The following is a 12,774-nucleotide window of genomic DNA, read 5'->3' as shown; positions in this document are numbered from 1 at the left end:
AGTCCGCGGTCGGCCCCGGGCGCGAGGGGCGACGGGCGGCTCCGCCTGAAGAATTGAGCGGCGGAGCCCCCTGGTACGCGATACGGTGCGCCGATGTCAGCGATCAGGAAGTTCCAAGTCACCTTCGACTGCGCAGAACCTGAGCGCGTCGCACGCTTCTGGTGCGAGGTGCTGGGGTACGTGACACCGCCGCCGCCGGAGGGGTTCACCACCTGGGACGACGTCAACCGCACCCTGCCCCCTGGGAAGCAGGATGCGTGGTTCGCCTGCAGTGATCCCTCCGGCGTGGGCCCACGTCTGTACTTCCAGCGCGTCCCCGAGGGCAAGACCGTCAAGAACCGCGTGCATCTCGACGTCCGGGTCGGCACCGGGCTCGTGGGGGACGAGCGCCTCGCCGCCCTCGAAGCCGAGTGCGCACGGCTGGTCGCGCTCGGCGCGACGCACGTGCAAACGCTGTACGCCGATGAGGAGAACGAGTCATGCATCCCGATGCTCGACATCGAGGGCAACGAATTCTGTATCGACTGAGCGCAGCCACGACGGACTGACGGTCGCGACAGCCGCCGCGCCGCTCGGTGTCATCGCTTCGGCAGCCACAGCCACAGCCACAGCCACAGCCTTTGCCGAAGCGAACTGCTAGGTCGACTCCCGTACCACCAGTTCGTTCGGCATGATCACCGGGTCCGTGGGGCCGCCGTCGATCAGATTGAGGAGCAGGTGGACGGCCGCGGTCGCCTGGTCCGCCATCGGGCTGCGTACCGAGGTGAGCGCGGGGCTCGTGTAGGACGCGGCCTCGATGTCGTCGAAGCCGATCACCGCCACGTCCTCGGGAACGCGTCGGCCCGCCTTCTGGAGGGTGCGCAGAGCCCCGATCGCCATCAGGTCGTTGGACGCGAACACCGCGTCGAGGTCGGGATCGTCCTCCAGGAGCTGGCGCATGGCTTCGGCGCCGGAGACTCTCGTGAAGTCGCCCAGCGCCACGATCGATCGACGGCCGGTGTCACGCAGCGTCTGCCGGTAGCCGTCCAGGCGCTCTCGCGCCTCGAAGAGTTCGAGCGGCCCGGTGATGGTGGCGATCCGGCGCCGGCCGCGCTCCAGAAGGTGACGTACGGCCAGTGCCGCTCCGCCGGCGTTGTCCAGCGCCACGTACGGGACGTCCTGTGCGGAGGTGCGGTTGAAGGACACGACGGGCAGACCCTGCCGGGCGAGCGCGGCCGGCAGGGAATCCGTACCGTGCAGGGCGACCAGGAGCACGCCGTCCACGTGCCCGCCGGCGATGTACTGCACCACTCGGGTCCGGCTCTGGTCCGATTCCGCGAGCATGAGGACGAGCCGTTTGCCCGCCTTCTCCAGCTCTCTGCTGACGGCGCGGACCACGGAGGAGAAGAGGGGGTCGTCGGAGACGACTCCCTGCGGCGGGTCGGAGACCACCACGGCGAGGGTGTCGGTGCGCCGGGTGACGAGGTTGCGGGCGGCCCCGTTGGGCACGTAACCCAGTTCGTGGACCGCGCGCATGACGACGTCCCGGATCTCCGGGGCGACCGTCGTCTCGCCGTTGATGACGCGGGAGACGCTCGATTTGGACACGCCCGCCCGGGCGGCGACCACTTCCAGAGTGGGGCGTTTCATCCCTGTCCGTCCCCTGTGCCGCCGCCCGGGTTCGTGCGCGGGGCGGGTTTTCTCATCAGGGCGACCTCCGGCTCAGCGTCATGACGTTGTGAGCAGCGTATCCGCAGGCCGGGGCGTCATGAGCATGCCCAAGAGCCCTTCGCCCCCTGTGTCGCCCTCGGCCACGACGCGCGGCCAAAGCGTCGTGAGGGACCGCTCCCTGAAAGAGTCGCACGCGTTACATCGCTGTTTTTACAAGGTGAAACAGCCCTTGACAGCCGTCACGCACGCCTCCATTCTCCCCTTCAGGGAGCGCTCCCTCACCTCACCCCCCGCCTGAGGAGTCGCCCATGCATGCGCAGTTGCGTCGCTTGGCCTTATTTCTGACACTCGCGGCCTCACTACTCACTTTCATCGCTCTGCCCGCACCTTCCGCACAGGCTGCGGAGATCCTGCTCTCGCAGGGGAAGACCGCCACCGCCTCAAGCACCGAGGGGGACTTCACCGCTCGCAGCGCCGTCGACGGAGACCCCGGAACCCGATGGTCCAGCGCCTTCGCCGATCCGCAGTGGATCCAGATCGACCTCGGGGCAAGTGCCGAGATCAGCCGGGTCGTCCTCAACTGGGAAGCCGCGTACGGCACTGCCTTCAGGATCGAGGTGTCGAGCGACGCGCAGAGATGGACCACCGTCCACCAGACGGCCACGGGCACGGGCGGCACGCAGAACCTGACGGTGACCGGCACCGGCCGCTATGTGCGCATGTACGGAACACAACGCGCCACCGCCTACGGCTACTCGCTCTGGGAGTTCCAGGTGTACGGCACCGCCGGCGGTTCAGGCGGCGACCCGAGCGGACTGCTCTCCTACGGCAGGCCGGGCGCGGCCTCCTCCTCCCAGAGCGACGGCAACTGCTGGGAGTGCACACCGGCCAGGGCGTTCGACCGGGACCCCGCCTCCCGCTGGGCCACCAGCTCCACCACCGGATGGACCGACCCGGGCTGGATCTCGATCGACCTCGGCGCGACGGCACAGATCGACAAGGTCGTCCTGCAGTGGGACCCCGCCTACGCCAAGTCCTTCCAGATCCAGGTCTCACCGAACGGCACCGACTGGACGCCGATCTACTCGACGACGTCCGGCACCGGCTTCAAACAGACACTGACCGTCTCCGGCTCCGGCCGCCACGTGCGCATGTACGGCACGGAACGCGCCACGCCCTACGGCTACTCGCTGTGGGAGTTCCAGGTGTACGGCACCGGCGGCGCCCCGATCACACCACCGCCCCTGCCGAGCGACCCCGCGAACCCGCCGCGGCTGGTGTGGAGCGACGAGTTCGACGGCGCCGCGGGCGGGAAACCCGACGCCTCGAAGTGGCGGGCCGACCCGGGCACCGGGCCGAACAACGAGCTGGAGTACTACACCGACCACCGCAACGCCTCGCTGGACGGGTCGGGACACCTGGTCATGGAGGCCCGCAAGGAGGCCACCGCCGGATCGTCGTGCCCGCGCGACCCGTTGAGCGGCAGCACCACCTGCCAGTACACCTCGGCGCGGATGAACACCGGAGCGACGTTCCAGTTCACCTACGGGCGCGTCGAAGCACGCATCAAGGTGCCCAAGGGCAACGGTCTGTGGCCCGCGTTCTGGATGATGGGCGCCGACTTCCTGACGGGCCGGCCGTGGCCGTACAACGGCGAGATCGACATCGTGGAGGTCCTCGGCAAGGACGTGAAGACGGCGTACTCGACCGTCCACGCGCCCGCCTACAACGGCGGAGGCGGCATCGGTTCGCCATACACCCTGCCCGGGAACGCCGACTTCTCCGACGACTTCCACACCTGGGCCGCCGACTGGAACAGCAAGGGCATCACCTACAGCCTGGACGGCCGGACGGTCTTCTCCCTCGACAAGGCCCAGGTGGAGCAGACACGCGGGCCGTGGATCTTCGACCACCCGCACTACATGATCCTCAACCTCGCGGTCGGCGGTGACTGGCCGGGCCCGACGGACGCGAGCACTCCGTTCCCGTCCAAGATGCTCGTCGACTTCGTACGGGTCTATCAGTAGCCCTGGGTTCCAAGCCGCAAGTCGCGAGCCCTTAGCCGCAAGCCCGAGACCGCTTTCCCCCCCGATGTTCTTGAGGAAGTGAGATGCGCAGATATCGCGTCCCCCTGTACACACTCTTGGTGAATGCCCTGGTGGTCGTACTGGCTGCCGCCCTGAGCCTGACCGTGTCGACCCAGCGGGCGCAGGCCGCGACGGTCACCGTCCAGGCCGAGTCCTACGCGGCCCAGTCCGGCGTCGCGCTGGAGGCGACCGCGGACATGGGAGGCGGGCAGAACGCCGCGTTCCTCGCCGACGGCGACTGGATGCGGTTCGACAACGTCGACCTCGGGACGGCCGGCCGGCTCACGGTGTCGGCCCGGATCGCCTCCGCCGTCGGCTCAGGCACGGTCGAGCTGCGTACCGGCAGCCTCACCGGGCCACTGCTCGCGGTTGTCCCGGTCGCGCCGACCGGTGGCTGGCAGACCTGGGCGACCCGGGAGACCGAGGTCTCCAGCCACCCCACCGGCTCCCAGACGGTGTTCGCCGTACTGCGCGGCACGGGGTCAGGTGACTTCGTCAACATCAACTGGTTCTCCTTCGTCGGCGAAGGCGGCGGTGCGGCGCCCGGCTGGGTCCCCGTCGACCAGGCCAAGTGGAACGCCCAGCTGAGCCAGTTCCGTGCGATGACACCGGCACCGGTGCCCGGCGGTGTGGTCCGCGTTCCGGAGTTCAACGCCACCTGCACCTACAGTCACTCCAAGCCGGACGACCCGATCGTCCTGCCGGGCCTGCCCGGTGCGTCCCACATGCACAGCTTCTTCGGCAACAAGAGCACCGACGCATTCACCACGACCCAGTCGCTGCTGTCCAGCAGGCCGACCAGTTGCACTCCTGCCGAGGACCTCTCGGCGTACTGGATCCCTTCCCTCTACGAGGGCGACCGGGCCGTCGAGGCCGAGGGCATGATCGTCTACTACGGTTCCCGGCTCCCCGACCCCTCGGCGACCGTGCCCTTCCCGGAGGGATTCCGCATGATCGCGGGTGACGCGAAGGCGCAGACGCCCACCCCGGCGGGGTCGACCGGCCAGTACTGGTGCTCCGGCGAGGGCGGTGAGATCGGCCGCAGCGCCGACGGCAACTGGCCGCTCTGCGCCCCGAAGGCCCACCTCACCCACCAACTCGTCTTCCCCGACTGCTGGGACGGCAAGAACCTCGACAGCCCCGACCACAAGTCGCACGTGGCGTTCACCTACGACGGCAGGTGCAGCGGCGCCTACCCCGTCGCCATCCCCAACCTCTCCTTCGTCGTCAGCTACCCGACCAGCGGCAGCAGCGCGGGCTTCCGGCTGGCCTCGGGCATGGCGTCGTCCATCCACGGCGACTTCTTCAACGCCTGGGACAACGCCGCTCTCGGACACCGCGTGAAGGACTGCATCACCCAGAAGGCCAAGTGCAACTCCGCCGGCACGTTCTGACCCTGTGGTCGGTGTGCGCCGCGGCTGTGGCGCTGCTGGTGGTCGGCTGCACCGCGCAGCCGACCACCAGCGGTACGCCGCCGCGAGCCACCGCGTCGCGCCCATCGCCCTTCAACGCGACCGACACCGCCTGGATCCTGCTGATGATCCCCATGGCCGAACGTGCCCGGCAGCTGACCGACCTGGCACCCTCCCGCTCGGCGGACCCGGCCGTGGTCACGCTGGCGGCGAATACCGGCTCGACACTGCGTACGGACCTACGCCGTCTGCGCGCCGCACTGAAACTGTCGGGCGTACCGGACACACGCCCCCACGAAGGGCACAACATGCCGGGCATGGTCAGCCTCGACACCCTCGACAAGGCAGCCGCCACGAAGGGCCGGCCGTTCGACCGGATACTCACCGACGCGCTGCGCGCCCACTTCACCCAGTCACGGGTGCTCTGTGCCGGCGAGCAGAACCAGGGCCGGGCCGACGAGGCGACGGGGCTGGCCGCGGCCATCGCGAAGACCACGTCCCGACACATCGCCGGGCTGGACCACCTGTGAGCAGCGCGCCCCGCGCCGCCGTCAGCTGCTGGTGACGGGCGGTCCGTCGAGGACAGTGGGTTCGTACTCCAGCAGTTGGATCCGGCCGTCGAAGGTGTGGCTCTTGACGAGGTCGAGGCGGACGTCGGGGTACTCGTCGAAGATCCGTTCTTTGCCCGTGGCGCCGGTGATGACCGGGAAGACGACGACGCGGTAGCGGTCCACGAGACCGGCCGCGAGCAGTGACCGGCACAGGGTGAGGCTACCGAGGGTGCGCAGGGGTTGCGCCGTGTTCTTCTTCAGATCCCGCACGACCTCGACGGCGTCTCCCTTGACCAGCTCGGTGTTCTGCCAGCTCAGGGGTGCCTCAAGGGTCGACGAGAAGACGGTCTTGGGCATGTTGTTCAGCTCGGCGAAGCCTTGGTCCTCGGGTGCCTGGGCGGCGAATCCTGACATCAGCCGGTAGGTTGTGGCGCCCATCAGGCTGACGTGCTGCTTCTCGCCGTCGCTGTCGAGCCAGGCGAGGTATTCGGGCCCTTCCATGCCCCAGAATCCCGGCCAGCCGGCAGCGGACGCGTATCCGTCGAGTGAGATGATGAAGTCCACCATGAGACTTGCCATCAGACTCCTCCTCCTAGGTAGGCGTGCGTTGTAATGGTGGACCGGCGCCGCCTCGAAAACTCATCGCTGGGACTGCGCCTGAGGCTCTTCCCAGTGAGAGGCCCCCTGGGTGGCCCGCCAGCGCGGGGCCTCGTCGTCGGGCTGATCGGGGCTGGCGAAATGGAACAGCACGCCGAACTGCTCGGCCAGGGCACGGCCGACCGTCCCCGCTTCTTGTGCCTCGGACCATGGCGGCACCGCGCCGTTGAACAGGCGCAGGTCACCACCGTGCCGGATGGTGGCGAGCCAGTGCTCGGCGACCGGGACATCCGTGAGCGCCATCAGGTCCACGTACCACCCGTCGGTGTCACCGTCCCACAGCGCCTCGATGGCCACCGCCGGGCCGGGCAGCGCCGCAACTCTCTCCGTGAGCGTCGCCAGGTTCAGTGGCGGCGTCGGGTAGGGCTCGAACCGTCGGCCCAGCTCCCGGTAGCGCTCTGCCACCACATCGAGCGTCTCATGCAGGTCCGGCTTGGTTTCGGCTCGGAATGCCTCACGCACACGGGCGACTGCCGCGATCCGGTGGTTCCGCTGGATCAGACCGTCCACTGCGGAGCGCTCGGCGGCCGACAGTCTGGCCCAGACAGGGGAGTCCATGACCGTATTCAAGCCGTACCGTCCACGGACTTCCCATGCGGGTCGCCGTAGCCCGGCAGGCTGGGGAAACTGGGGAAGGGCAGCGCCGCGGGCCCTGAGGAGGCGAGTGCGACGCAGCCGCGGAATCAGTGGTCAACGTGCCGCTGCGGTCACCCGTTCGCGCCTTGGCGTGCCGGGTGCCGCTGCCTGGCGCTGCCGCAAGGCGCCGCCGCTCGGCGTCGCCGAGACTGAACCAAGCGGCTTGGATCCCAGCAGATCGTCCCGTCGGGATCAGTCGGGACCAGCCGGGGTCAGGTAACGGCCCAGTCGCGTAACTGGCGGGTGATCCGAGCGACCCCGAGTGCGCCGGAGGCCGCGTCCCGCGCAAGCGCGACAGCGGCCCGCCCTGTCAGGCGCTGCGTTTGGGCTTCGCCGCCGTCTTCTTGGCTGCCTTTTTCGCGGTGGTCTTCTTGGTGGCCGTCTTTTTCGCTGTCTTCTTGGCCGGGGTCTTCTTCTTCGGGTGCAGTTCGTGGACGTCCGCGTCGCCCTCGCCGCGGGAGTTCCGGGCTTTCTTCACGGAGGCTTCCAGGGCGGCCATGAGGTCGACGACCTTCCCGGCCGGTGCTTCGGACGCCGGTGTCTCAGGAGGGGCCTGGCCGTCGCGTTTGGCCTTGATGACTTCGGCGAGGGCGTCGGTGTAGTGGTCTTCGAACTCGCTGCCTTCGAGGTCGTCGCGGGTCATGTGGTCGATGAGGGCCTGCGCTCCTTCGATCTCGTCGTCCGACACCTCCACGGTGGCGGGGGCGAGTTCCTTGGGGGAGCGGATCTCGTCGGGCCAGCGCATGGCGTGCAGGACGATCGCGTCGTCACGCACGCGCAGCAGCCCGAGGCGTTCGCGGCCGCTCCAGGCGTATTTGGCGAGGGCGACCTTGGCGCTGCGTTCCAGGGCCATCCGCAGCAACTTGTACGGCTTGGCGGCGACCGGGCCGTCGGCCTGGAGGTAGTAGCCGTCGCCGATCTGCAGGGGGTCGATCGAGGCGGCGGGGACGAACGCGGCGATCTCGATGGCCTTCGCGGTGGGCAGCGGGATCTCCCGGAGTTCCTCGTCGGATATCGCGATGAGGGTGTCCTTGCTGATCTCGTACGCCTTGCCGATCTCGTCCTGGGGTACCTCGCGGTCCTCGATCTCGCAGATCTTGCGGACGCGGACACGGCTCATGTCTTCGAGGTGGTACTGGTGGAAGCGGATCGCGTGGTTCTCGGTCGCGGACACCACGTGGATGGGCACGGTCACCAGGCCGAACGAGATGGCACCTGACCAGACAGTTCGGGGCACGACGAACCTCCTGTACGGCCCCGAGACCCCCCCCAGCCTACGAGCGGCGCCCCGGCTCGGCACGCGGACCGCACCGTCCGCCGTACACAGAGCACAGGGCATAGGGCACAGAGCACAGGGCACAGCCCTCGGCTGTGGCGGCACGGTTCGGCCGCAGGTCTGCGGGGGTGTTTCAAAGTCCGAGGGACTCGCACCGCTGTGCGGCAGCGGACGGTACCGACGTCGAGGGCGGCTGACGACTGGGACCGGTGCCTGCCGCAGGTGTACACGCGGAAGGTCACCGGTCCAGGTCCGTCGGTGGTTCGTTGTCAGTCGACGGACCAGCAGGTGGCCTCGAAGTCCGCGACCTTGACGTCGTCGACCCTCACATGGCCGCCGGACGCCCAGCAGCCTTCGACGTCCGACGGGTGAGCGGCGGCAGGGGCCGCGGCCAGGAAGCCGACCGCGAGCACACCGACTGCAACGAGTGAGATACGCCGAAGCATGAGGATCTCCTTCTGATGGGGGACTTGGTACGACTGTTCATCAGCCGCCGCTCCTCCGCACGTCGAGTCGCGCGGGCGGGTGGCGGACACGACCTCCGCCCGGCGGAGCCCCGTTCCAGGGCGCACTCCATCCGCACACTCGCTGCCCTGCATCCACACCGAGGCGTCCGGCCACGGGGCAAGCTCTGCCAGCAGAATCGTGCCTCGTCCTTACGTAAGATCGTCACGGAAATGCCCCGGACGGCCGCACGGGGCAGGGGCAGGGGCAGGGACAGATGCGGGACATGAGCAGATGGGTGGCGATGTGATTCCGCTGGTGGGCCGGGCGACAGAGCTGGAACGTCTGGACGCGGTGCTCGACCGGACTCCGGGGGAGAACGGCGGTTCGTGCGTCGTGGACCTCGCCGGGGCCGCGGGCATCGGCAAGAGCCGGCTGATGGCCGAGTTCTGCCGACGGGCGCAGGCCCGGGGCATGACGGTGCTGCGGGGCAGGGCCGCCGAGTACGAACAGCACATCCCGTACCGGCCGTTCAGCGACGCACTCGCCGATCACGACATGGAGTGGACGGAACCGGATGTCGAGGACGCGCGCGGCGACAGGTTCGGGTTGCAGCGGTCCATCGCGAAGCTGTTCGTGCGGATCGCCCGGACCGGCCCGGGGCTCTTCCTCGCGATGGACGACCTGCACTGGGCGGACCCGGCGTCCCTGGAGCTCCTCGACCACGTAGTCCGCCATCCCCCCAACGCCCCTGTCGTCATCGTCGTGGCCCGCCGCGACCGTCAGACCACGGCCTCCCTGGACGCCGCCCTCACCCGGGGCATCGACCTGGGCACGGTGCTGCGGCTGAACCTCGGCCCCCTCCCCGAGCGGGCCTGCGTCGAGGTCCTCGCCCCTCGACTGGCGCCCGCCGTACAGCCGGCGCGGGCCGCCGAACTGTATGCCGAGAGCGACGGCAATCCGCTGTACTTTCTCGCTCTGCTGCAAGCCGGACAAGCAGCCGGACATGCAGCCGGAAAAGCAAGGGGGAACGCTGGGCAGGACGTCCCCGCGCACTCCACCGGACTCGGCTCCGTCCTGCTGGACGAACTGACTCCGCTGACCGCGGCGCAGCGCCGTACCGCTGAAGCAGTGGCCGTCCTGGGCGACCGCGGCAGTACCTCGCTGCTGGCCGTGGTGACAACCCGGGACGAGGCCGAAGTCGACGCAGATCTCGCCGTGCTGACGGACCGTGACCTCCTGCGCCCCGAGCCGGGCGGGCGGTGGACCTTACGCCACCCGGTGCTGCGGGCGGTCGTGCACGAGAACACCCACCCGGTGGAGCGCGTGCGCATGCACCGCCTCGCCGCGGACGCGCTGGCCGCCGCCGGAGCCCCCGCCACGGAACGCGCCCACCACGTCGAGCAGTCGCTGACCGGCTGGGACCCGCAGGCCGTCGCCGTACTGTCCGAAGCGGCCGAGCGGTTCGCCTCCACCGCACCCGCCGGCAGCGCCCACTGGCTGGGCATCGCCCTCACCCACCTGCCCGACCAGCCGCAGCATGCCCTGCTGCGCCGCGATCTGATGCTGCGACGGGCACGGGCCCTGGGGGTGTGCGGTGGGCTACGGGAGAGCCGCGACCTCTTGCACGAGGTGATCGCCATGTCACCGCCCGACGAGGAGAGCGCGGCGCACAGCGTGCGCGCCTCCGCGGTGACACTGTGCGCGGTGATGGAACGCCACCTCGGCCGGTACGCGGAGGCGGTCGCCCTGCTGCGCCGCGAACTCGCCCGCACACCGGGCCCGAACGACGCCGACAGGGTGGAGCTCGGCCTGGAACTCGGCTCGTCCGCGCCGCACGCCACCTCCTACCCGCAGCTGCGCGCCGACGTCGTCGCGACGCTCGACCTGGCCAGGTCCCTGGACGACGAGGTCGCCCAGGCGGGTGCCCTGGCGATCGCTGCCCTCGGGGAGACGTACGAAGGCAATATGAGGGCCGCGCGTGAGGTCACCGACCGGGCCGCCGCGCTGGTGGACGCCCTGACCGATCACGACCTGGCGGGTCTGTGCGAGCCGCTGGCCCGGCTCGGTTGGTCGGAGGCGTTCCTGGAACGGTACACCGATGCCGAACGGCACGCCGATCGCGGCCTGGTCATCGCCCGGCGCGGCGGCATGCTCTACGTCCTGCCGCACCTGTTGCTGTGCAAGTCCTACGTGCATCTGCAGACCCTGCGGCTGGAGACGGCCATGGAGCTCGCGGACGAGGCCGAGACGATCGCCCGCGGCATCGGCAGCGACGAACTGCTGGCCTTCGTCCTGACCAACAAGGCGTACGTTCAATTGTTCGCGCTCCCGCCCGCCGACCCGTCCGCACTGGCGGTGGCCGAGGAAGCCGTCGCGGCAGCAGGCACGCGCACCAACTGGTGGGCTTCCATCGCCTGGTGCGTACTCGCCCAGGCGGCGTTCCACGCAGGCGATCCGCAGCGCGCCAGGGCCGCGGTGCTGCGTGGTGGCGGAGGCGAGGAGCTGAACGCGCTCCACCCGTCCATGCGTCCGCTCATCCTGGAGATCCTGGTCAACTCCGCCGTCCTGACCGGCGACACGGCTGCCGCCGTGGCCTGGGCGGAGCGCGCACGGCAGGAGGCGGACCGGCTGGACCTGCCGTCGCAGCAGGCATCGGCACTGCGCAGTACCGCCCACTGTCTGTCCGCCGGTGGCGACACGGCAGCGGCCGCCGAGCTGTTCGAGAAGGCTGTGGACAAGACGGTCCGCGGGGGAGCGGTGCTGTGGGAGGCGTTCAGTCTGCTGCTCGGCGCACCCCTGGCGGCCGTCGGAGACCCGGGCCGCGCCCGCGTCATGTGGACCCGTGCCCGGCAGCTCGCCACGACCGGCGGCGCGCGTCAGCTCACAGGCCTGGCCGACATGATCCATCCCCTCGTGTACGCCGAACCCCCGGCCCAGCCCCAGCCTCCGGCCCAGCCCCCACTCGCGGCTCTCTCCGCCCGTGAGCGCGAGATCGCCTCCATGGTCGCCGCAGGCCTGACCACCCCGGCCATCGCCGCGCGTCTCTTCCTCAGCCCTCGCACGGTCGAGTCCCATCTCGGCCGCATCTACCGCAAGACGGGCGTCACTTCACGAGCCGCCCTCGCGGTCCTCCAGACCAGGTCGGAGCTGCGCGACACGACGACCGGAACGACGGAGCCCGCCTGACCTCCCCGACACCGACGCCGACACGCATCTCGCCTCCGCCTCCGTAGCCGCCTCCCCAGGGCGGCACATCGCCGGTCAGCAGGACACCACGCTGACCGGGGACACGTAGAGGGCGGACAACACTCCGTCCTCGTTAACCTCGACCGGGACCGGGGCAGTCGTGTCGGTCAGCTCCAAGTCGGACGGCAGCGATCGCAGAGGAATGTCGTCGCCCAGATAGACCACCGAGACCGAGCCCTGGCAGTCGGAGCCCGCAGGCGGTGCGGAATTGGAGACCCTCCCGTCCTGTGGGCCTGCCTTGCGGGAAGTGACATCGATCAGCGTGTACTCGTACTCGAAGCGGGCCGGGCTGACGGCTGTCTCCTCCCTCGTCTGCTTGAGGTCGACCCAGTAGCGGGCGAGCTTCACCTTGACTGCAGTGCAGGGTCTCTGGGTCGGGTCCGGGGTGAAGTTCAGGCCGTCGGAATCCAGGGTCAGCCCTTGGGACTGGTACGCACCGCTGCTGTTGGGCAGTTCCTTGAGATATTCGGTCAGCTTCTTGACGTTCATGCCCGCCGTCTTCACGCACTCCGTCTGCGTGTCCGTCGTCGGGCTCTGCGCCGCGGTGGCCGTGTCGGGGGCGGCCGTGTACTGAGCGAGTTCAGAGGGCGAGGACCGGGCGGCCGGCTTGTCCTTCGCCGGTTCATCGTCCGAACACCCCGAGACGGCGACCAGCGCCGCTGCGGCAGCGGCCGGAACGAACAACTTCCCTGCAATTCGCATGAGTTATTACCTTGCCTGCGTCGAGACTGCTGCCGGCCACAGAGTCACACAGACCGCGGACCCGCGCCCGCCCACGCAGCTCCGTGCAGGGCAATTCCGTAGCCGATTGC

Annotated in this window: 11 protein-coding genes; 5 read left to right on the top strand and 6 right to left on the bottom strand. The window is 69.4% G+C overall.

Annotated elements, in window-relative coordinates:
• The first annotated feature begins 93 nt into the window (after positions 1-93).
• On the top strand, positions 94-528 hold the full coding sequence (locus tag C6Y14_RS14125) for a VOC family protein (RefSeq protein ID WP_107017005.1): 435 nt from the start codon (positions 94-96) through the stop codon (positions 526-528).
• Between the two features lie 108 nt (positions 529-636).
• Here C6Y14_RS14125 and C6Y14_RS14120 read toward each other — a convergent pair whose 3' ends face one another.
• Positions 637-1,629, bottom strand: a complete 993-nt coding sequence (locus tag C6Y14_RS14120) for a LacI family DNA-binding transcriptional regulator (RefSeq protein ID WP_107017004.1) — start codon at positions 1,627-1,629, stop codon at positions 637-639.
• 329 nt (positions 1,630-1,958) lie between these two features.
• Here C6Y14_RS14120 and C6Y14_RS14115 point away from each other — a divergent pair, with 329 nt between their 5' ends.
• The 3 genes from C6Y14_RS14115 (at position 1,959) to C6Y14_RS14105 (ending at position 5,679) form a co-directional block, all read left to right on the top strand.
• Positions 1,959-3,677: a discoidin domain-containing protein gene (locus C6Y14_RS14115; protein ID WP_107017003.1), complete on the top strand. Its 1,719-nt coding sequence runs from the start codon at positions 1,959-1,961 to the stop codon at positions 3,675-3,677.
• Positions 3,678-3,796: 119 nt separating this feature from the next.
• Positions 3,797-5,131, top strand: coding sequence for a DUF1996 domain-containing protein (locus tag C6Y14_RS14110; RefSeq protein WP_225891066.1), 1,335 nt, complete (start codon positions 3,797-3,799; stop codon positions 5,129-5,131).
• Positions 5,132-5,142: 11 nt separating this feature from the next.
• The gene (locus tag C6Y14_RS14105) at positions 5,143-5,679 is read left to right on the top strand and encodes a DUF305 domain-containing protein (protein WP_159074244.1); all 537 of its coding nucleotides are present in this window, start codon (positions 5,143-5,145) and stop codon (positions 5,677-5,679) included.
• A 21-nt stretch (positions 5,680-5,700) separates the two neighbouring features.
• On the opposite strand, the gene C6Y14_RS14100 is transcribed toward C6Y14_RS14105, so the two are convergent.
• The 4 genes from C6Y14_RS14100 to C6Y14_RS44085 form a co-directional block, all read right to left on the bottom strand.
• Positions 5,701-6,279 (bottom strand): dihydrofolate reductase family protein, encoded by a 579-nt coding sequence (locus tag C6Y14_RS14100; protein ID WP_107017000.1) that lies wholly within the window; start codon positions 6,277-6,279, stop codon positions 5,701-5,703.
• A 60-nt stretch (positions 6,280-6,339) separates the two neighbouring features.
• The gene (locus C6Y14_RS14095; protein ID WP_107016999.1) at positions 6,340-6,915 is read right to left on the bottom strand and encodes a hypothetical protein; all 576 of its coding nucleotides are present in this window, start codon (positions 6,913-6,915) and stop codon (positions 6,340-6,342) included.
• A gap of 388 nt (positions 6,916-7,303) precedes the next feature.
• Positions 7,304-8,230, bottom strand: a complete 927-nt coding sequence (ku, locus tag C6Y14_RS14085; RefSeq protein WP_107016998.1) for a non-homologous end joining protein Ku — start codon at positions 8,228-8,230, stop codon at positions 7,304-7,306.
• A gap of 308 nt (positions 8,231-8,538) precedes the next feature.
• Entirely contained in the window at positions 8,539-8,715 is a 177-nt protein-coding gene (locus C6Y14_RS44085) for a hypothetical protein (protein ID WP_159074243.1), read from the bottom strand.
• Between the two features lie 292 nt (positions 8,716-9,007).
• Between C6Y14_RS44085 and C6Y14_RS14080 the strand changes: the two genes are divergently transcribed.
• Positions 9,008-11,902, top strand: a complete 2,895-nt coding sequence (locus C6Y14_RS14080; protein WP_199854730.1) for a helix-turn-helix transcriptional regulator — start codon at positions 9,008-9,010, stop codon at positions 11,900-11,902.
• A 75-nt stretch (positions 11,903-11,977) separates the two neighbouring features.
• Here C6Y14_RS14080 and C6Y14_RS14075 read toward each other — a convergent pair whose 3' ends face one another.
• Complete coding sequence (locus tag C6Y14_RS14075; protein WP_159074242.1) at positions 11,978-12,664, bottom strand: hypothetical protein; 687 nt, start codon at positions 12,662-12,664, stop codon at positions 11,978-11,980.
• Between the last annotated feature and the right edge of the window lie 110 nt (positions 12,665-12,774).

Origin of the sequence: Streptomyces dioscori, assembly GCF_003024195.1 — a bacterium.
GTDB classification, from domain to species: Bacteria; Actinomycetota; Actinomycetes; order Streptomycetales; family Streptomycetaceae; genus Streptomyces; species Streptomyces dioscori.
This window is presented reverse-complemented; position numbering and strand designations above follow the sequence as displayed.

Coding starts and splice junctions, on each gene's coding strand:
- C6Y14_RS44085 (WP_159074243.1), bottom strand. CDS start 8,715: ATGCTTCGGCGTATCTCACTCGTTGCAGTCGGTGTGCTCGCGGTCGGC.
- C6Y14_RS14125 (WP_107017005.1), top strand. CDS start 94: ATGTCAGCGATCAGGAAGTTCCAAGTCACCTTCGACTGCGCAGAACCT.
- C6Y14_RS14100 (WP_107017000.1), bottom strand. CDS start 6,279: ATGGCAAGTCTCATGGTGGACTTCATCATCTCACTCGACGGATACGCG.
- C6Y14_RS14115 (WP_107017003.1), top strand. CDS start 1,959: ATGCATGCGCAGTTGCGTCGCTTGGCCTTATTTCTGACACTCGCGGCC.
- C6Y14_RS14095 (WP_107016999.1), bottom strand. CDS start 6,915: ATGGACTCCCCTGTCTGGGCCAGACTGTCGGCCGCCGAGCGCTCCGCA.
- C6Y14_RS14080 (WP_199854730.1), top strand. CDS start 9,008: ATGGGTGGCGATGTGATTCCGCTGGTGGGCCGGGCGACAGAGCTGGAA.
- C6Y14_RS14075 (WP_159074242.1), bottom strand. CDS start 12,664: ATGCGAATTGCAGGGAAGTTGTTCGTTCCGGCCGCTGCCGCAGCGGCG.
- C6Y14_RS14120 (WP_107017004.1), bottom strand. CDS start 1,629: ATGAAACGCCCCACTCTGGAAGTGGTCGCCGCCCGGGCGGGCGTGTCC.